The sequence below is a fragment of the Phormidium tenue FACHB-1052 genome (assembly GCF_014696675.1).
Lineage (GTDB): Bacteria > Cyanobacteriota > Cyanobacteriia > Phormidesmidales > Phormidesmidaceae > Nodosilinea > Nodosilinea tenuis_A.
Window position 1 is genome coordinate 231,663 of the sequence record NZ_JACJQN010000006.1, and the last position, 19,691, is coordinate 251,353.

A 19,691-nucleotide genomic window follows, 5' to 3' on the forward strand; every position below is an offset into this window, starting at 1 on the left:
GCCCAAATGCTCCCCTGAAAGCAGGGTTGATTCAAGGTGATGAGATAAAAATTAAGCTGTAAGGTGCTGTCGTCTCTCCCAGGAGTTGCTATGAACCTCATAGAAGCCTTGCAGACCGTCCCTGATTATCGCAAGGCTCGTGGGAAACGCCACCTGTTATGGATCATTTTGGTGTTCATTGTGATGGGGAAATTAGCCGGGTATCGGGGCAATCGTCCCTTAGAGGAGTTTGCACAACGCTACGTGCAGAGGTGGCCCGCCTATTGCAATATTGGCTTAATTTTCCCGCTAGATAAAAGAGCTATCTCTACTGTGCAGGTGGTAATAGTCCTGTCCTAGCCATAGTGAGGGTTGATTAGTTGCCTGCATGCGCAGCTATCCTAAGCCAGTATGCGGATTGGATTAAGGAGCCTGCCTGGTACTGGATAACTATCCCTCAGATGAGAGCAAGCTAACGGTGCGGAAGGCCAGGCGTAGCGTAACAAACAGCGGAGCGTTTACTTACCTGAGGGCGGTGCAAGATGACTTGATCAATCAGATACTTAAGCCTTAGTTACTCTGGGGATTTTTAGCGGTTCTGCATCACAGCATTCCACCAGTTCCATAAAGGATGTTCCTTATTGGGCTTATACCGGCCTTTAGTATGAATAGCCGATAGGGCTTCTGCTATCTGGGTAGAATTCGGCTTGGTAGATTCTGCCCAATACTTTATCAAGTCTAGAGTGGTCAAAAGCTGTAAATGTGAAAGCTCCCTTTGAGAAAACGAGGTTGCCCTTTTATCATCAGTTGCAATTGCCCATCCATGATGAAATGCAACAGCAAATGTTGCAGCTTCGCCATCATCTTTGAGGCCAGAGACATAATTAATGAATGTTTCAAACTCATCCTCCGTCTCAAAATCTACGATTTTAATCACACCTTGCTTGATCGCTGCCTCAAATTGGGTTACTGCTTCATCCTGGTTATCATCAATGACCTGTAATGTTGTAAGCTCATCGCTTCTGACAGTCTCTGTAACTATTACTTGAGCAGGAATAGATTTTAGAATTGAGAGGAGATAGCCTGAGGCGGAAAAGTTTAGGATGCAACAGGCGTCAATGACAAGGTGGGAGTGAAAAATCTGCATTGCTTGTATACTGTGACGATTCCTACGCTTTTCGTAAATCTAGTTGAGAATCCTCTGTAGTACCGTTTGGCTGCTCTCGTAGTGAATCGGCAAGGCGACGCGCTTCTAAGCGATTAACGTTAAGCAAATCTGCAAACCGTCCCTCAGTTATTAATCCTTTCTCTAGGGCTTCAATGGCAAGGTGTTGATAGTGAATCGGCAAAGTGCCAACTCCCTGTGAAGTCTCCTTTAAACCAAGCTCTTTCTGCACCTCCTTGACCTTCAAACCTCTATTCTTGAGCCTTTCCCATGTGCCTGATGATAAGAGCTTCATACCCTCTAATCGGCGGGTCAAAGCCTCTACAGATACGCCATAGTAATGCGCAAGCGTAAATAAATTAGTAGGTGTGAATGTTCCTTGATCGTTGCAAGTATCGTTAAACTGCTTTAGCAAGCTGCTAGTTGGCATCAGAAAGTATTTTGGAAAGGCCTCGGCCAAGCGTTCACTCTCTGGAACTCTTTGATATTGACCGTCAAAATCAACTACAGACTTGTGCCTGTGGGCAAGAAAATGTAAATACCCATGAGCTATTGACCAGCGTTGGCGCTCCTCATAGTGCTCGGCATTAATTGCCAGGCAACCGCCCAGTTGGTCATCATAGCTATACATCTCTGAATACTTTGAAGGCATCTTGATATAGAAGATGCGAAGACCTACACCTTGTTCAAGGATGGCTCTAATTCCATGAATGGGGCCATCTCCTAATCCAAGTCGTTTCCGCTCTTCAATAGCGATGGTTTCAGCAGTAGCCTCTATTGGCATCTTGGCTACTTGATATTCTCTTGGATAGTTATGTGGCAAAGGTGAACCAACTATCTCCTCTAGTTCCAAGTAGTTGCGGCATAGCTTCTCAAAACGAAGGATGCATGGTTGAATCTGTTCTTCCTCTTCTGGACTTCGTTTATAGCCTGCTCGAAATTGAACTTCAAAAGACTCAATTATGGAAGGTTGCTTAATTAGATCACTAACAGGTTGCCCATAGGCACGAGCCAGCTTTACTAACTCGCTGTGCTTAACGCGGCGCTCTCCCTTCTCAATTGCGACCATTGTTGTACGTGCAGCACTGATGGCTTCAGCAGCATCAGCTTGTGTTATCCCACTTCTTTTGCGTGCCTGTTGAAGACGTTCCCCTAGTTGACGGGGATCGATATTGTCAAGGATATTTGTGGTGACCATAGTATTCTCCCTCAACTCTATTAAGTAGCAGCTAAAGGCATCGCTGCGGCTTGCTCACTACTGTGGTTAAAAAGACCAATTGACAGCTGGGAGCCTATATTATCCCATTCAGCAATGTAATTTTGATAGAGTTTAATGAGTCGAGTACGCATTTGAATATAAGTAAGCTCTTCTGTACTTGCTCCTCTATCTACAATGTCATCCAAAACTGGAAATTCTCTGGCTATCGCCTCCCATTTAACTTTAGTATTGGTTGAGGCATGAAGTAATTGGCGTAAGGTTGAAACCTGCTCCAGCATGTGGCGTAAGTAGACACTAGGGTCCGAAGCAGGGGCCTTTCCGTTGAGAATTACGTATTGAGTTTTATCTAGCAGTCCTGAGGTTGCAAGTGCTTGCCTGCGTAAAAGACAGGATGGACAATACCCGCACTGGACTGGCTTCTGACGGTGTGGACTATCACAAGACATCGTAAGTGGCGGCAAATCGGTTCTACTATCTTCCTTGAGACTTTGACACATCTCCGCTTTAGTCCATAGTAGAAATGGATTATGGATTTTAAACTCTTCTCCTATTAGCTCTGTAACCAGTTCACTAACCATTAATAGCGTTAACGGATGAACTGAACGGGAATGATCTAGCCCAACAGCAGAAGCCCGGTACGGAAGATTAATTGCTCCAACACCATTCTCATACAAGTAGAGCACCCGTTGTCCCATCAGATAAGCAGAAGCAGCACCAAGCATTGTAAATACGATGCCTCGGGCACGAGAAATTTTGTTCTTACGATGTCGGCCGCTTTCTGTGAATCGAATGGGAACACGACAAAGATTCAATCTACTCGGAAAAGAAGGAATAAGTGAGTTAAATACCTCTGCTTGCCGAGCATAAGCATTATCATTGCTGCCGGCTCCAAAGAGCAGAAATGGTTGGTCTGGTTCTGTTTTAAGGCGAGTGTAAAGGCCTGCAAGAGCGTCAAGCCCACCACTCCACAATGCAACTTCACATCCTGTGGGTAGAGCGACGGGCAAAACTCCTTGGTTTTCAACCATTCTTCCCGATGCGACTAATGCCTGGAAGTTAAACGACCACTTGCTGCCCGTAACCCAACTAAGCAATTTTTCCAGCTTGTTCATAAAAGAGGGTATTCCCAGTAATTCGGGATGACGTACTGGTAGCACTACATGAAGCCTACTCTGCCGTTTATGTAGGTGCTGAAATGCAAGGCGATCTGATGCATGAATCGCAACAGCAAGGTCAACTAAATCAGCAATGACAGATGGAAAGTGCTGATAGATGCGGTACTGAAAATCTTGGTCGCTTATGCTAATACCGACATCGCTTGTTGATTTACGAGCGTGATCGATAAAGCGGACAATGCCACCACCGTTGAGAATGGGACCAAAGTGAAGCGTATAATCGCTGTCATCTGCTTGATGGTCATGAGTGCTTACTTTGTAGGACATAGCAGATTCTCCCATAGGTCTATAGCTTTCTTGCTGACCACCCCTCGCAGCTGTAGTCTTTTAACACTTCCCTGTGCAACAGCTGATGCAGCCAACTTAGCGATTCCAAGGGATACAGTGGACTGAATTTGGTTGATACGTTCTGAGAGAGTAGCTCTATCTATACCGGCATGGTGTTGAGGTGTTAATGGAATTCGCTGCTTGAATTCTGCTTCGTAAACCTCAGATATGTACTGTCTAACAATTACTTCTTTAGTTCCTAGCGCCTTGAATTCGCTTCCATACCTACATTCTTGAACTACAGATTGTACGGCTCGAAGCAGTAAGTCTTTTACTCGAGGTGCACCATCAGCTTGTTGTACTAAGCTCTCTATTCTCTGGTTAAGATTAGCCCAATCGACTGGTTCTTTCACCCCAACTGACTGAATTGCTTGATTTAAAGCTTCTGCTGCAGTGCTAGCAAGAGTTAAGGGCAGATCGCCTTTATAGCTGATGTCACGTTTTAGCGCATCTAATGCAGCTGAAGCACATTCATCATTGCTAGCGCTTCCTTCACAAAGCCATGCATACGGCTTTTGGTAAATGCGTGAAAGTTTTTTGTGGACAATGTCTCCATCCGGCATGAGATGCCTCCGGGGGTGTTATGGAATGCGGCCTCTACATCAAAGCTACCTAATTAATCTGACATTGTCAACATCTAGCAGCCGTTATCTTTGACAATGTCAGGTATTTCAGCCTGACATTTTTCTTTTTGGCTAACCCCTCTAGCCCTGACTCATGGCTTATCTGTACGTTTGAGGTCGGTAGTTAGGCCTCATTCACCCTTGTTCAATATTATTCTCAATCCGCTAGCCTCAAATCTCTACCAAGACACCTGCTCGTATCACCTTTGCCGCTTTCTACAGTTGATCTGCTCGAGCCATCACACGTCAGCTCATAAGACGCATGCCCGAAGTACCAAAAAAGGCCCTCTGCGATTGCTAGGAGCAGATGTAAAATTCCATACACGCCAAACAGCTTAGGGGATGTTTTAAAAGGGTCGGATTGAGGATCAAAAGCCACTTGTACGGACCACCCCGTTCCTTGAAACCCTCATTCCTTCGTAGCAGCCCTTCAGTGGTTAAGGTAGTTCAAGTTACTCAAGAGGGCTTTTCAAACACCCTCTTACCCCTGCTACCACCCCCACTGACGAGGGCACCATAGGTAGGCAGTGGGCAGGAGCCCCGAATTGTAGATGCACTCTAATATCAACCCCTAGGGCATCTGCTAGCTTTGGGGGTTTTGTTTTGTGGACGCTAAATCCTTCTTCTTTCGCAGTTCGTTTGTACTATACTGCTTCAACGAGTTCCAAGAGAGGTTCAGACCCTCCGCACACGCAGCTTTCAATTCCCAGATCCTATCTACCGCAGTTGCTCTGAAGGACAGTCTGAAGCGTTTATTGTCACGCTTCAGATGGCTTGCTCTCCTAGTTACCCCTGCCCTTGGTACAGGAGCGCTGCTCCTACCGACTCCTGGCCAAGGTGTTGCCGCCGCTGTCAAAGCAACAGTTACCACCCGTCAATTTTCCATCGACTACCCAGATCACTGGATTGTGACGAGCAACAGCAATGACTACGTAATTATCTACAATCAGCCGCTCACTTGAGATAGGTTTCCACAAAATCAAGAATGGCCTTGTAACCGCGAATCTGGTTTTCCTTCTTCACAAACCCGTGGCCTTCGTCCTCAAATACAACGTAGTCTACCGGGACGTTCCTGGCTCTCACGGCCTCCACAATCTCGTCAGATTCCACCTTAAGCACTCGGGGATCATTGGCACCCTGTAGCACCATCAGGGGCTTGATAATGTGCTCCGTATGGAACAGGGGCGACTTGGCCCTCAAGAATTCCTCATCCTCAAAGTCACCCATTTCCTGCTCCAAGGCTTTACGGTACGACTCCCACCAGGGAGGAATGCTTTGCAGGGTGCGTACCCAATTGGAGACGCCAAAAATATCAACCCCCACATCGAAGACCTCAGGCCGAAAGGCCAGAGCGGCCAGCACCATGTAGCCACCATAGCTACCACCCATGATGCCGATGCGCTGGGGATTGACATAGCCTGTCTCAATCAACATCTGCTTGCTTTCTACTGCATCCCCTAGGTCTGCATCGCCGTGTTTGCGATCATCTAAGTGATAGAAGGTTTTGCCATAGCCGGAGCTACCGCGATTGTTGATGGCGTAGATGGCGTACCCGTGGTTGACCAGATATTGAATCAGGGCTGAATAGCCGACCCGGCTTTGTCCCCCCGGTCCACCATGGACCCACACCAGGGCTGGCACCTGAGCACTTTCGCTAGCTTGCAGGGGCCTGTAGAGAACGCCAGGAATTTCCAGGCCATCATAGGAGGCAAAACGCACCACCCTGCCCTCTACTAGATCCTGAGGATCGATGTTGGGGTTCAGGGAGCGGGTGAGCCGAATAGGTTCATCTTCTGAGAAGTTGTAAACAAAGAGGTCGCCGGGCATTTTGCTACTGCTGGCATAAAACGCCATACAGTCTTCAGTAGAGGCGATTTTAACGGCGCTGATTTCAGTGTCTGGCAGTTGGGGCAGGTCGATGGGGGTGAGGGTGGCAGCGTCATAGAGGCGCAACTCAGTTTTGGCATCGTTGTTGATGCTCAGCACCAGATATTTCCCCTGCTTAGATAGGGAAGCGCTCGTAATATCCCAATCAGCAGACAGAAGTTTCTCATGGCTGCCGGTCGCTAGCTCATAGCGCGCCAGGTACAAAAACTCGCTGTCTTTATCGGTGAGGTAATGCAGGAACTGACCATCAGGACTGAACCCTGAGGGGTAGTGGTTGATGTCACCTTCGTGGGCGGTGATTTTGGTGAGTTGGATAGTCTGGCAATCGTATAGATAGATGTCGCTGTCAGCGTTGGTCTCAGTTTTGCCCAAGGCAATGGTGCGGCGATCAGGCGTGATGGCTCTGAAGTTAAGACCTTCCTTGTTTTCGTAAATCAATTCCCGTTGATAGGACTCAACGTGGTACTCATAGGCATCGAAAAAGCGGCGGTCTCGCTCGTTAGTGCCCACAAAAAAAGATTGATCATCCTGTGCCCACCCCAGGAATATGGCCTTCAACTCATCCCCTGGAGTCAAATCGGTGACAGTGCCATCAGACGACTGAACGTAGAGGTGGTTAAGTTCATTACCTCCGTGATCACTCTCATACAGGAAGCGCTCGTCCTTAGGGAAGTAGGAGATGGCAAAAATGGAATCGGTGGTGGAATGAGTCAGGGGGGTAACAGTGCCGTCGCTGATGCGAATGGTGTAGGCGTTATAGATGCCCGAAGCATCGCTACTGACGAGCAAAGTAGTATTGTCGGGTGAAAACGAGGCCCCTGCGTAATTGGTCGTGCCTAGAAAATCTTCGATTGAATAGGTTTTGGGGGTGTTCATCCGATTCATTCCTAATTCGCCTACTTCTCTAAGCCTCAGGCCGTTTCTAGCCAGCTAAAAATCCGCCCGAGCTCGTGAGTGGTCACAAACCCATATTGGTAGAGCACCATCGGCAGTAGACTGGGGGTGCCCTGAGACTGCCGTAGCCCTAACTCGATGGAGTTAGCTGACAAAGCCAAGTCTCCCTGAAGAAACTCCAACAGTCGTTCGTGTTTACTCATGGTGGTGCAAGATGATTGATCGAGATTGTAAGTACCGATTCTAGAGTTGGCCCCAATCTTTAGAAACATTCCAGAACCCGCTCAGCCTAATTTTTTACAAACCTGCCCTAATTCTTGGGCTGATCAGCATCAATCAAAAAACCACTGTTTAGGCATCACTGCGAGCCTTGAAGTAAAAGCTTGGCCTGCCTCTAAGGGCTATTTCTCTTCTATCAAAGCTTCATCCTCGTCCTCCACGTCCTCGGTGGCCACCGCCCCGCCGCTGATCTTCAGCTTCTCTCTCATCTGGGCTTGCACCTTCTTGGCAAACTCAGCATCCTCGCTCAGGCGCTGCACCTTATTGTCGCTGCCCTGCCTAATGTTGTCGCCCTCGTATTCGCAATCTGGGGCGTCGTTACCAAGGCCATTCGCTTTCTGGAGGGCTTAAGAAAGTGGATGCAACTGGATGCCTAAGTTGTGCGAATACGCATCTGGCTCGGTCTCCTCGTAGAGCAGTTCTGCTGACTCTTAACTGAGTACTCTGAGGCAGGCTTACTTGGATGCATCTATGAGTTTGACCGGTAGGTTGTGAGCTACCTAAAGCTTAGCTCTGATGTCTTTATCCAAGGGCAAGCATTATTGCTTATTAGAAAACTGGAATGCACCCCTGTAGAGTCTTTATTTCTTATTCTTTCTATGATTTAGATATTTGCTGAATGTGAACAGAACTTACAGATTACCCTTACGGGTAATGCTGTTTCTAGTTGTAGTCTTTATCATCACAAGTGTGTACAAGCTAAATAGGATCAACCATAAGTAACTGGAGACGGAGGAAAACCAGATGTGGATTATTAAGCGAGTTCAACAAGAACCTGTTATGTTTCAAGCATTCTTTGCGCTTCTAGCTGGATTTGGAGTTGTTAGTCTTACTCAAGATCAAATGGGCCTTATCTTTGCTTTTACAGCATCTCTGTTAGCGTTTATTACACGTCAAGCTGTTACGCCTTTGGCTGATCCAAGGGATTCTAATGGGCACCGGCTAATGCCTAGAGATATTAAGTAGGTAAATAGAATCAAATGAGGCAAGAGCCATAGCTTGTTGGGTACTTTGACATCCATAGTCATGGTGGGCCAGATGTTGAAGCACGGCTACTCCCTGTGAAATCAGTTAGTGATGACTTAATACTCATTACGGAGTTGTCTGTGACGATAATGAACCCTCGCCTGAAGACTAGGGTTCTAGTTCAATGCTTTAGCTATCTCAGCACCCAGGTAATCTAAAGCTTTCTGACGGGCTTGGTCAGCAGCAGCCTGTGCTGACTCCTAAAGAATAGTGTCTGTGTTTGGGGTGAGCTCAAACGCTAATGCTAAGACGATTCACGAATTTGGTCTTGGCATGGTGTAGTGATGCCATAATTCTTGCTTAAGCCCTGTGGATTAGCTACTGCTCTACCCATGTCGAGCGTTTCACCGCTCAACGTTGCCCATGCCGTCCCAGCCTCCTGTTCGTCGCATCCTTATTCTTGCGGCTAATCCAACTGATACAAGTCGTTTGCGTTTAGATGCTGAAGTGCGCGAAATTCAGGAAGGCCTGAAGCGCTCGGATGGCCGCAAGCAATTTGAAGTCACATCTCGCTGGGCGGTGCGCACCGACGATTTGCGGAGGGCGCTGTTAGAGCATGAACCCCATATCGTACATTTTTCGGGCCACGGCGATGGGGAGGATGGCCTCACCCTGGAAGATGGCCAAGGCAAGGCCAAGCTAGTGAACACGGCGGCGCTGACCCGGTTGTTTAAGCAGTTCCCCAGTATTGAATGTGTGCTGCTCAATGCCTGCTATTCGGAAGTGCAGGCCACGGCTCTGGCAACATTAGGGCCGTACGTAATCGGTATGAATCGGGCAATTGGAGATCGGGCTGCAATCGAGTTTGCCAAAGGCTTTTACGACGGCCTTGGGTATAACCGTACCTATCCTGACGCCTTTGAGTTTGGCCTCACCGCCATTGATCTGGAGGGTATCCCCGAAACCGCTACCCCAGTCTTGAAGCAGGGAAAGCCCCAATTGATAAAACCTGATCTTGCGCCCGAGTCAACAAAGTCTCGTAATTTTAGCCCCGTGTTCACGCCCCAGCCGCAGGCAGAAACCCAAGTCCGCATTTTTCTCAGCTATAAGCGGGGGGTGGAACCCGATGAACCTGTAGCGCTAGATATTTACGCGGCGTTGAGCAGCCAACACCAAGTCTTTATCGATCAAGCAATGGTGGTAGGCACGCCTTGGGTGGAAGCAATTAAGCGCGAGATTGCTCAAGCCGATGTGCTAATTGTGCTTCTGTCAGCCACCTCACTACAGAGTGAAATGGTGCAGCAAGAGATTGAGCTGGCTTATGAGGCAGCGAATGATCGGCATGGCCTTCCGAAGATTTTTCCAGTGCGGCTGGCCCATACAGCTCCCTTTCCCTATCCACTCAACCAGTATCTTGATCCACTTCAGTGGGCATTTTTGGAAACCCCCACTGATACCCCTCAGCTCATCACCCAGCTGCAGAGCGCCTTGGCCGGGAATTCTCTGCCCATCGATACTGAGATTGCCAAACAAAAGTTATTGCAGCGAACGGTTCCCATTTCCCTGGCTCCACCTACGCCCTTGGCCCAGCCGCCGGCCTATCACACGCCCCTGGCGATACCGCTGGAGCCGCCCGAGGGGTCGATGGATACTGAGTCGGAATTCTACATTGAGCGGGCAGAAGACACAAAAGCCCTGTCGGCCCTGCAGCGTAAGGGTGGCACGGTGACGATTTTAGGGCCACGCCAGATGGGCAAAAGCTCTCTGCTGATTCGCACCATTACCCAGGCGCGGCAGCAGCAAAAGCGGGTGGTCTTTCTTGACTTTCAGCGGTTAGAGATCGCAGCCCTAACCGAAGACGACCTATTTTATCGTCGCTTTTGTGAATGGATGACGGTGAGCCTGCGGCTGCCTAGCCAGGTGGATACCTACTGGGATAAGTACAAGTCGCTGGGTAACCCGCTGCGCTGCACCTACTATGTGCAAGACTACCTGCTAGCGGAGGTAAACCAGTCGATCTTTTTGGCTATGGATGAGGTGGATAAGCTGATTGCTGCCCCCTTTCGAGATGAGTTTTTCTCTATGCTGCGCAGCTGGCACAATGAGCGCGCCTTCGAGCCGGTGTGGAAGCTTCTCGACCTGGCCATGGTCACTTGCACCGAGCCCTACCAGCTCATTCAAGACTTGAACCAGTCACCTTTTAACGTGGGCACCTCGCTGACGCTGAAGGATTTTAACGAGACCGAGGTGGCCGAGCTAAACCGTCGCCACAACGGAGTGTTGAGCCTGGCTGACCAGCAGACCCTGATGGCTTGGGTAGGCGGTCACCCCTACCTGACCCGCAAGGCGCTGTACGAGGCGGCTAGCGGCAATATGACCGCTGCCGATGTGTTTGATGCCGCCACTGTAGACCAGGGGCCGTTTGGTGGGCACCTGCGCTATCACTTGTTTCGGATGGATGATAAGCCCCACTTGGTGCAAGGGATGCTACAGGTAATTCGCAGCCAGACCTGTAGCGATGAACAGGTGCTGCGCCGTTTAGAGCGGGCGGGACTGGTGCGGCGGGTGGGTCGCCAGGTGCAGCCCCGCTGCCGTCTCTATGCCGAGTACTTTAGGGAGCACCTGCGTGAATAAGCCAGTCGTCTTTACTACCAGTGGCACCGTTCAGGCTCAGGATGGTCTTTACCTGACTCGCCAGGCCGATGAGGAGCTGTTTCAGCTCTGTCGGCGAGGCGAATATGCCTACATTCTGACCTCGCGGCAGATGGGCAAGTCGAGCCTAATGGTAGCGACGGCGGAGCGGCTGCAAGGGGAAGGAGTGCAGGCGGCAATTGTGGATTTACAGCGGCTGGGGGCGCAGACCACCACGGCAGACAAATGGTACTTTGGCTTGCTGACGGAGTTGGCCCGCAAGCTGCGCCTGCTGCCAGAACTAATGACTTGGTGGGAGGCCCACAACAACCTGGGAGAGGCCCAGCGGCTAGTGCAGTTTTTAGAAGATGTGGTGTTGCCACAGATACCTGAGCAGCTAGTGGTGTTTATCGACGAAATCGACAGCACCTTGAGTCTGGGCTTTACCGATGACTTCTTCATTGCCCTGCGCTACTGCTTTACGGCGCGGGCCGAGAATCCGGCCTTTGAGAAGTTGTCGTTTGTGCTGATTGGAGTAGCGACCCCCAGTGAGCTAATCACTGACCAAAAGCGGACGCCATTCAATATTGGCAAGCTAGTTGAGTTGCAAGACTTTACTGAGGCTGAGACGCTACCCCTAGCAGCTGGGCTGGGACTATCTGCGGCGGCAGCACCACAAGTTCTGCGATGGATCTTGCAGTGGACTGGGGGGCACCCCTACTTAACCCAACGGGTATGTGAAGCGGTAGTGCAGCAGCCCCGGCCCACCTGGTCGGCAGCGGCGGTGGAGGATCTAATTGGCGAGCTGTTTTTCGGAGAGCGCCGGGAGCAAGACAATAATCTACAGTTTGTGCAGAGCATGTTGATGGGGCGCGCCCCTGCAGAAGATGTGCTAGGGGTGTTGGTTACCTATAGAGCGGTGCGGCAGGGGCGACAGCCGGTATATGACGAAGACCAGTCGGTAGTGAAAGCGCACCTGAAACTGTCGGGTATTGTTAAGCGAGTGGGGGCAGCGCTACAGGTACGGAACCCAATCTATGCCCGAGTGTTTGACCAGCAGTGGATACGGAAGCAGTGGCCGGAGAGCTTGTGGGAGCGATTGAAACCGGCGATACCGCTGATTGCTGGGTTGACAGCGGGGATTCTTGCCCTTGGGGTATTGTCTATTTATGCACTGAATCAGAGAAACTATGCGCTGAAGCAGGAAGGTTTGGCCTCGGCTGAAGCTTCACGAGCTGATGAATCCGCTCGTCAGGCCCTAAAAGCCCGAGACGATGCACAAGAAGCTTTAGAGCAAGTAGAAAAAGAGGGGCGAAAGGCCTTGGCGGCCGAGGCCAATGCGAAAGCAGCAAAAGACAATGCCTTGGAACAGAGGGATCTTGCCCTGAAAGCTAGAGAAGAGGCGGACTACCAACGACTTACCGCAGAAGGGGCTCGGCAGGCAGAGGTAGCGCAGCGACAGCTGGCTCAAGCAGCTCAAAAGCGTGCACAGGCTGGAGAAGCAGCAGCAATAACCCAGACAGCTGAGGCTCAGGAGCAGACACAGCTAGCCAACGAAGCTAGCCAGAGGGCTGAGGTAGAGTCGTTCAACTCTGAAATTCGAGCAAAGATTTTCAGGGTCGAGAAGCTGATGGACTCTGATTTGAATTTTAAGGCATGGCTAGCAGCCCTAGAACTCGGGAATCGAATTCGACAGGAGGAGGCTAACCTCCAGACAGGTAACACTGTTACGACAATCAGCAGAGTCAAGCAGATTGCCAAGGCTGAACAAATGGTAGCGTTGCCTCAGACTCTGCTGCGTCCAGCAGTGCGGCTACAAGCTGTGGCGGCCTTACGGGAAATTTATAACTACGATGGTTACTTATACCGTAAAACTCTGGCGACCCATTCCTTTTCCGATAAGAGTGTTGTGGCCTTTGCCCCAGATGGCCAAATCCTCGCCTTTGCTAGTAGTGATGGTGTCAAGCTATGGGATAAAAGCGGGCACGAACTGCAAACCCTTAAAGGCCATTTATCCATTAATTGGGTGAGTTTTTCTCCGGATAGCCAGACAATAGCTAGCGCTAGCACTGATGGCACGGTGAAGCTGTGGGACAGAAATGGTCGAGAGTTACAGACCTTAGGAGATGGTGATAGTTTGCCTAGTGTCTCTGGCGTGAGTTTTGCCCCCGACGGTAAGACGATTGCCAGCGCCAGCGCTGATGGCACAGTGAAGTTGTGGGATATAAGCGGTCAGGAGTTACAGACCCTACGCGGTCATTCGGCTAGTGTCTCTAGTGTGAGTTTTGCCCCCAACGGCAAGGCGATTGCTAGCGCCAGCGCTGACGGCACAGTGAAGTTGTGGGACAGACAGGGGCAAGAGTTACAGACCTTACGCGGTCATTCGTTTGGCGTCACTAGCGTGAGTTTTTCTCCAGATAGTCAGACAATAGCCAGCGCCAGCGCTGATGGCACGGTGAAGTTGTGGAGCAGACAGGAGCAAGAGCCAAAGACCTTGGGAGGTGGTGATGGTCTGCCTATTGTCTCTAGTGTGAGTTTTGCCCCCGACGGTAAGACGATTGCCAACGCCAGCGCTGATGGCACAGTGAAGTTGTGGGATATAAGCGGTCAGGAGTTACAGACCCTACGCGGTCATTCGGCTAGCGTCTCTAGTGTGAGTTTTGCTCCCAACGGCAAGGCGATTGCCAGTGCCAGCGCTGATGGTACGGTGATGCTATGGGACAGAAGCGGTCGGGAGCTGCAGGCATTAAAGGGTCATTCGTCCAGCATTAATTGGGTGAGTTTTTCACCGGATAGCCAGATAATTGCAAGTGCCAGTTACGACGGCACAGTGAAGCTTTGGAACACAAGCGGTCGGGAGTTGCAGACTCTAAGGGACTATTCGTCTGGAATTAGGAATGTGAGTTTTTCACCGGATAGCCGGATGATCGCAAGCGCCAATGATGATGGTACGGTGAGGATTTGGAGTACAAGCGGTCGGGAGTTGCAATCCCTAGAGGAAATAGCTAGGAATCCGTCTATTGAAATAAGTTCTATTGTGAGTTTTGCGCCAAATAGCCAGATGATAGCCAGTGCAAGTGCTTACGGCGGCATAATGGAGCTGTGGAACTGGAGGGGACACAAACTGCAGACGTTGCAAGGTCACTCTTGTAGTGTTACGGATATGAGTTTTGCGCCAGACAGCCAGACAATAGTTAGTGGCTGCGACGATGGTACGGTGCAGTTGTGGGATGTGAGTGGTCGGGAGCCACAAATACTAGAAGACCATTCATCCAGGGTCAATGGTGTAAGTTTTGCGCCGGATGGCCAGACGGTTGCAAGCTCCCACAATGACGGCACGGTAAAGCTTTGGGGTGTGAACGGGAAGAAGTTGCCCACCCTGGAAGGCCATTCAGCTAGCGTAAATAGTGCAAGTTTTGCGCCGGATAGTAAGACGATAGCCAGCGCCAGCAGCGACCGCACAGTGAAGTTATGGGATGTGAAAGGGTGGGAGTTGGAGATACTAGAAGGCCATTCATCTAGCGTTAATAGTGTGAGTTTTGCGCCAGATGGCCAGACAATCGCTAGCGCTGACTATGATGGTACGGTCATTATCTGGAACCTTGACCTCAATGACCTGATGGCCAAGAGCTGCTCCTGGCTGCGTGACTATATGATGGACCCCGCTACCCCCACCGAACACAAAGAACTTTGCAAAGATGATCTCCCTGAGTTGGCTGATGCCTCACAGCCTGCATCCGTGAGCTGGCTAAACCCTATATCCTCGGCGTTCACAACCATCACAGAGGCTTTGCCATGGTGACTACGATGTCAGCTGAGTAACTCAGGTAGAACGCTATGAGGGATACTTGTCCGTGCTATCAGTAGAGCTATAAGGATCCTATTTCCGTTAATTTAGAACTCAGTTTGCCGTTTGGTCGAAGGATTGCCAGCTTGGTAATGACATGGGTTAACAGCACTTTGGCCAAAGTGTTCAGCTCAGTTACTCAGCTTAGGGTGGGCGCCTTACAGGGAAACTAGACCGAGTAACTTCGCTGTCTGATAAAAGCCTAATCTCCGATGATGTAGTCTCAACTTTCCTTGGGGAACGAACACTCCACTGTAATCTTGAGATTCGCATCAGCCGTGCCCTTAGTGACGTATGGCACCCCGGCTTCCCCAGCTACTTTCACCCCAAATTCGAGCGTTACCTTGTCGACGTTAGCCCCAGCCATCTGCCTGAACGCATTGAGGGTGTAGCTGGTGTAGGCGCGAATGGTGCCCTGCATCGCCTGAAAACTCCGCACAACTTGCTCACTCGCCCCTTTGGCCGTGCGGGTGGTTCCTTCAGGGAGGCTAGAGGTGTCTGCGGGAACCTCGTCTAAAGTGCCGGTTGTCTCGATGTAAATGACAGTGCCATCGTCGAGGGTTAGCGGAGCTAGTTGAGTCATGGGTGCCTTTAATAATTAGCTTATCAGCAGGGAGAAAGGCCATACTGGGGGCGAATCTGCTGTTTAGAATACTGGCTAACGCATGAGTCGGGATGCTCTGATCATTGGAATCAATCAGTACCGACATGGCCAGTTAGGTAATCTAACCTCTCCTGCCGCTGATGCAGAAGCCATTGCTCAGATTCTAGAGAAGCATGGCCATTTCACCACGGTGCGCCGCCTGCCTGAGGCGTTTAAAGATGACACTGCCCAAGTTGGCCTCAGTGGGCAGGTAACGCGAAAGCAGCTGCGAGAGGCAATCGCTCAGCTGTTTAACCCTAAAACCAGAACTCAATCGCCCGATACGGCGCTGCTGTACTTTTCGGGGCACGGCTGGCAAAGCAGCTTGAGCGCTACCGATGGCTATCTTGCTTCGAGCGATGCCAACCCAGACGAAGACCTGGGCGTCGAGTTGCAATGGCTCAGATCTCAGCTAGAGCAAAGCGAGGTTAAGCAGCAAATCATCTGGCTCGATTGCTGCAATAGCGGCAATTTGCTCAACTTTGACTCAGTGATTTCGGCCCAAACGGGCAAAGTGAGAGATCGCTACTTCATTACCTCATCCCGCGATTTTGAAGCCTCGTATCAAAATCCAGGGTCTGCCTACAGCGTGCTGACAAAGGCGCTGCTGTCTGGGCTCGATCCCAACAACGCTGATACTGGCGAGGTCACCAACCATTCGTTAACCGCCCACCTACAGGCGGCTCTAGGAGGGCAAATCCAAGCCTTTCGCTGCGAGAGCAAGGGAACGATTCTACTTACGAGCGGCGGTGCTGGGCGCAATATCTCCCCGCCCCGGAAGCGGTACGACATTCCGTTACAGATGCCGCCGTTGCCGGAGCACTTTGTGGAGCGGCCCGAGTATCAGCAGACGGTAAGAGACTGCCTACTCTCCACCAATCCGAAAGTGTTTGGCACCCTGGTGGTGAGCGCTATCTATGGGCTGGGAGGCATTGGCAAATCGGTGCTGGCCGCCAAGCTAGCCCATGAGGAAGCCATTCAAGCTCGGTTCTCCGACGGTATTCTCTGGGCCACCCTGGGTCAAAGTCCTGATATCCTGCCCCTGCTCAGCGGCTGGATTCAAGCCCTAGGCGACACCGACTACAAGCCCACCGCCATCGAACCGGCGTCTGTGCACCTACGCACGCTGCTCTACGACAAAAAAGCCCTGCTTGTGGTGGACGACGTGTGGCATCCAGAACACCTGGAGCCCTTTCGGGTTGGCGGCAATGCCTGCTGTGTGCTGGTCACCACCCGCGAAGCCCGCATCCCCGAAGCTCATCGCTACGACCTGGATGTGATGAGCCCAGAGCAGGCAATGGCCTTGATGACCCAAAAGCTATCCGAGCCTCCACGAGAAGATGAAACCCAACAAGCCCTAGCCTTTGCTCACCGCGTGGGCTATCTGCCCTTGGCCCTAGAGTTGGCTGCCACCCAAATTGAAGAAGGTGTGAGCTGGGCTGAACTCTTCGAAGACTTTCAGGCTGAGGTGGCTCGCCTGGAAACCTTAGATGTTTATAGCCAAGACGACATTCCCGACGACGCTAAGCGGCGTAAGTACAGCCTGCTAGCCTGCTTCAACCTCAGCCTGAAGCAACTATCCACTGAGCAGCTTCGCCAGTTTGCCTGGCTAGGCATCGTGCCGGAAGACGTCAACTTGACCCAAGAGATGGCCACGACCTTGTGGCAGGTCACCCCTCGCCAAGCTGGGGTGATTCTGCGGCTCTTTAGCGCTAAAGCGTTGATGCTGTCAGGGGCGAAACAAGCCGGTAACCAACGTGCCTACCGGCTGCACGACCTGATGCATGACCTGGCGCAACGGCTATTAACCAGCCCACCCGACCCCGCTCAAGCGGGAGACTTACCTGGGTTAGGGCTCACCAAAGCCGAAGCCCACGACCAGCTGCTGGAGCGCTACCGGTCTAAGACTCAAAACGGCCAGTGGCATACCCTAACCGATGATGGCTATATCTATGCCTTCCTTACCTGGCATATGGAGCAGGCTAAACGCCCTGAAGCAGTTCACCAACTGCTGCAAGAGACCAGTACGGCGGGCCGCAATGGCTGGTATGACGCCTGCGATGCCATCGGCAAACCGGCTGGCTTTGTAAATGACTTGGCTCGGGCTTGGAGGGTTGCCGAAATACGCTATGAGGCTGAGCCAGAGACAACCCTAGCTCTACTCTTTCGCTACGCCCTCATTCGCACCTCTCTCAACAGTCTGGCCAGTAATGTGCCCGCAGAACTGTTGGATGCTCTCGTTTGTCACAAAATCTGGCAACCTGCCCAAGGGTTAGCCTATGCGCAGCAGACCCAGGATCCTTGGCGACGGGCCGAGTGTATTTCTGTGTTAATGCCTTATCTGCCAGAGTCTTTGCTGCCCGAAATGCTGAGGATCATTTATCAAATTCATGACGCGGGCTACCGGTCATTTGTGCTGAGTAAGCTGGCCACCCGGTTCCCAGCTCATTGGCCAAATGTGCTGTCAGCTATTCGCCAGATTCAGGATCGTTATGGTAGCGCTAGGCGTCGTCGTGAAGGCTTCTTGTACCGCGCCAAGGCTCTAAGCGAACTGGCAAATCAGCTGCCGCCGGAGCTGCTGCCGGAGGCATTGGAGGTAACTCGTCAGATTACCGATGAATCTGACTGCGCCATGGCTCTGCGTGAACTAGCGAAACAACTGCCAGAGCTGCTGCCGGAGGCATTGGAGGTGACCCGTCAGATTACCGATGAGTCTCACCGCGCCAATGCCCTGCGTGAACTAGCGAAACAACTGCCAGAGCTGCTGCCGGAGGCGCTGGAGGTGACCCGCCAGATTCGCGATGAATCCGACCGCGCCAATGCCCTGAGTGAACTGGTAGAGCATCTACCGCCAGAGCTGCTGCCGGAGGCGTTGGAGATGACCCATCAGCTTAGTGACGAATCTCACCGCACTATGGTCCTGAGGGAACCGGCGAAACAACTGCCGCCAGAGCTGCTGCCGGAGGCGTTGGAGATGACCCGTCAGCTCAGTGACGAATTCGACCGCGCCGTGACCCTCATGGAACTGGCGAAACAACTGCCGCCAGAACTCCTGCCGGAGGCGTTGGAGGTGACCCGCCAGATTCGCAATGAATTTGCCCGCGCCAGGGTCTTGAGTGAACTGGTGGAGCATCTACCGCCAGAGCTGCTGCCGAAGGCGTTGGAGGTGACCCGTCAGATTACCGATGAGTCTCACCGCGCCAATGCCCTGCGTGAACTAGCGAAACAACTGCCAGAGCTGCTGCCGGAGGCGCTGGAGGTGACCCGCCAGATTCGCGATGAATCCGACCGCACCAGTGCCTTGAGTGAACTGGTGGAGCATCTACCGCCAGAGCTGCTGCCGAAGGCGTTGGAGATGACTCGTCAGATTACCGATGACTCCGACCGCGTCAGTGCCCTGAGTGAACTGGTGGAGCATCTGCCGCCAGAACTGCTGCCGGAGGCATTAGAGGTGACCCGTCAGATTCGCGATGAATTCGTCCGCGCCATGGCCCTCATGGAACTGGCGAAACAACTGCCGGAGCTACTGCCGGAGGCGTTGGAGGTGACCCGTCAGATTCGCGATGAATCTTACCGCGTTAGAGCATTCGGGGCACTGGCGAAACAACTACCGCCAGAGCTGCTACCGGAGGTGTTGGAGGTGACCCGTCAGATTCGCGATGAATTCGCCCGCACCATAGCCTTCATGGAGCTGGCTAAACAATTGCCGCCAGAGCTGCTGCCGGAGGCGTTGGAGGTGACCCGTCAGATTCGCTCTGAATTCGCCCGCGCCCTGGCCCTGAGTAAACTGGTGGAGCATCTGTCGCCAGAGCTGTTGCCGGAGGCGTTGGAGATGACCCGTCAGATTAACATTGAATCCGTCCGCGCCAGTACCTTGAGGGAACTGGCGAAACAACTTCCAGAGCTACTGTCGGAGGCATTGGAGGTGACCCGCCAGATTAACGATGAATCCGTCTATTAGACGACACTGAACGTGTCCGATGACGACAGCTAGATAGGCGGGAGAGCAATACTCTCTGCCCCTTGGGTCATTGCTGAGACCGGATCCAATTCAGG

At 51.6% G+C, this 19,691-nt stretch carries 13 protein-coding genes; 5 read left to right on the forward strand and 8 right to left on the reverse strand.

All coding sequences use genetic code 11. The features are described 5' to 3' along the window. Positions 1 to 90: 90 nt before the first annotated feature. Positions 91 to 339 carry a transposase family protein gene (locus H6G07_RS10980; RefSeq protein WP_073608245.1) on the forward strand — a complete coding sequence of 83 codons (249 nt, stop codon included), beginning with the start codon at positions 91 to 93 and terminating at the stop codon, positions 337 to 339. A gap of 229 nt (positions 340 to 568) precedes the next feature. On the opposite strand, the gene H6G07_RS10985 is transcribed toward H6G07_RS10980, so the two are convergent. From H6G07_RS10985 to H6G07_RS11015, 7 genes are all read right to left on the reverse strand, one after another. Next, positions 569 to 1,126 (reverse strand): PIN domain-containing protein, encoded by a 558-nt coding sequence (locus tag H6G07_RS10985; protein WP_073608244.1) that lies wholly within the window; start codon positions 1,124 to 1,126, stop codon positions 569 to 571. A gap of 22 nt (positions 1,127 to 1,148) precedes the next feature. After that, entirely contained in the window at positions 1,149 to 2,342 is a 1,194-nt protein-coding gene (locus tag H6G07_RS10990; RefSeq protein WP_073608243.1) for a helix-turn-helix domain-containing protein, read from the reverse strand. Positions 2,343 to 2,362: 20 nt separating this feature from the next. Then, positions 2,363 to 3,805, reverse strand: coding sequence for a 7-cyano-7-deazaguanine synthase (locus H6G07_RS10995; protein WP_073608242.1), 1,443 nt, complete (start codon positions 3,803 to 3,805; stop codon positions 2,363 to 2,365). After that, positions 3,790 to 4,428 carry a hypothetical protein gene (locus tag H6G07_RS11000; protein WP_073608241.1) on the reverse strand — a complete coding sequence of 213 codons (639 nt, stop codon included), beginning with the start codon at positions 4,426 to 4,428 and terminating at the stop codon, positions 3,790 to 3,792. Before H6G07_RS11000 ends, H6G07_RS10995 begins: the two co-directional genes overlap by 16 nt. Positions 4,429 to 5,442: 1,014 nt before the next feature. Continuing rightward, positions 5,443 to 7,251: a S9 family peptidase gene (locus H6G07_RS11005; RefSeq protein ID WP_073608239.1), complete on the reverse strand. Its 1,809-nt coding sequence runs from the start codon at positions 7,249 to 7,251 to the stop codon at positions 5,443 to 5,445. A 35-nt stretch (positions 7,252 to 7,286) separates the two neighbouring features. Further along, complete coding sequence (locus H6G07_RS11010; RefSeq protein WP_073608419.1) at positions 7,287 to 7,472, reverse strand: DUF2949 domain-containing protein; 186 nt, start codon at positions 7,470 to 7,472, stop codon at positions 7,287 to 7,289. A 198-nt stretch (positions 7,473 to 7,670) separates the two neighbouring features. Then, positions 7,671 to 7,808: a hypothetical protein gene (locus H6G07_RS11015; protein WP_190740708.1), complete on the reverse strand. Its 138-nt coding sequence runs from the start codon at positions 7,806 to 7,808 to the stop codon at positions 7,671 to 7,673. Positions 7,809 to 8,292: 484 nt separating this feature from the next. Here H6G07_RS11015 and H6G07_RS11020 point away from each other — a divergent pair, with 484 nt between their 5' ends. The 3 genes from H6G07_RS11020 (at position 8,293) to H6G07_RS11030 (ending at position 14,947) form a co-directional block, all read left to right on the forward strand. After that, positions 8,293 to 8,514 (forward strand): hypothetical protein, encoded by a 222-nt coding sequence (locus H6G07_RS11020; RefSeq protein WP_073608238.1) that lies wholly within the window; start codon positions 8,293 to 8,295, stop codon positions 8,512 to 8,514. A 423-nt stretch (positions 8,515 to 8,937) separates the two neighbouring features. Then, a complete protein-coding gene (locus tag H6G07_RS11025; RefSeq protein ID WP_073608237.1) occupies positions 8,938 to 11,148 on the forward strand; it encodes an AAA-like domain-containing protein in 2,211 nt (736 codons plus the stop codon). Continuing rightward, a complete protein-coding gene (locus tag H6G07_RS11030) occupies positions 11,114 to 14,947 on the forward strand; it encodes a WD40 domain-containing protein (protein WP_084173078.1) in 3,834 nt (1,277 codons plus the stop codon). Before H6G07_RS11025 ends, H6G07_RS11030 begins: the two co-directional genes overlap by 35 nt. Before the next feature lie 268 nt (positions 14,948 to 15,215). Here H6G07_RS11030 and H6G07_RS11035 read toward each other — a convergent pair whose 3' ends face one another. Then, complete coding sequence (locus H6G07_RS11035; RefSeq protein WP_073608235.1) at positions 15,216 to 15,575, reverse strand: CU044_2847 family protein; 360 nt, start codon at positions 15,573 to 15,575, stop codon at positions 15,216 to 15,218. 82 nt (positions 15,576 to 15,657) lie between these two features. On the opposite strand from H6G07_RS11035, the gene H6G07_RS11040 reads away from it, so the two are divergent. After that, a complete protein-coding gene (locus tag H6G07_RS11040) occupies positions 15,658 to 19,596 on the forward strand; it encodes an NB-ARC domain-containing protein (protein ID WP_073608234.1) in 3,939 nt (1,312 codons plus the stop codon). Positions 19,597 to 19,691: the final 95 nt, after the last annotated feature.

Coding starts and splice junctions, on each gene's coding strand:
- H6G07_RS11025 (WP_073608237.1), top strand. CDS start 8,938: ATGCCGTCCCAGCCTCCTGTTCGTCGCATCCTTATTCTTGCGGCTAAT.
- H6G07_RS10995 (WP_073608242.1), bottom strand. CDS start 3,805: ATGTCCTACAAAGTAAGCACTCATGACCATCAAGCAGATGACAGCGAT.
- H6G07_RS11000 (WP_073608241.1), bottom strand. CDS start 4,428: ATGCCGGATGGAGACATTGTCCACAAAAAACTTTCACGCATTTACCAA.
- H6G07_RS11035 (WP_073608235.1), bottom strand. CDS start 15,575: ATGACTCAACTAGCTCCGCTAACCCTCGACGATGGCACTGTCATTTAC.
- H6G07_RS11010 (WP_073608419.1), bottom strand. CDS start 7,472: ATGAGTAAACACGAACGACTGTTGGAGTTTCTTCAGGGAGACTTGGCT.
- H6G07_RS11005 (WP_073608239.1), bottom strand. CDS start 7,251: ATGAACACCCCCAAAACCTATTCAATCGAAGATTTTCTAGGCACGACC.
- H6G07_RS11030 (WP_084173078.1), top strand. CDS start 11,114: ATGCCGAGTACTTTAGGGAGCACCTGCGTGAATAAGCCAGTCGTCTTT.
- H6G07_RS10985 (WP_073608244.1), bottom strand. CDS start 1,126: ATGCAGATTTTTCACTCCCACCTTGTCATTGACGCCTGTTGCATCCTA.
- H6G07_RS10980 (WP_073608245.1), top strand. CDS start 91: ATGAACCTCATAGAAGCCTTGCAGACCGTCCCTGATTATCGCAAGGCT.
- H6G07_RS11040 (WP_073608234.1), top strand. CDS start 15,658: ATGAGTCGGGATGCTCTGATCATTGGAATCAATCAGTACCGACATGGC.
- H6G07_RS10990 (WP_073608243.1), bottom strand. CDS start 2,342: ATGGTCACCACAAATATCCTTGACAATATCGATCCCCGTCAACTAGGG.
- H6G07_RS11020 (WP_073608238.1), top strand. CDS start 8,293: ATGTGGATTATTAAGCGAGTTCAACAAGAACCTGTTATGTTTCAAGCA.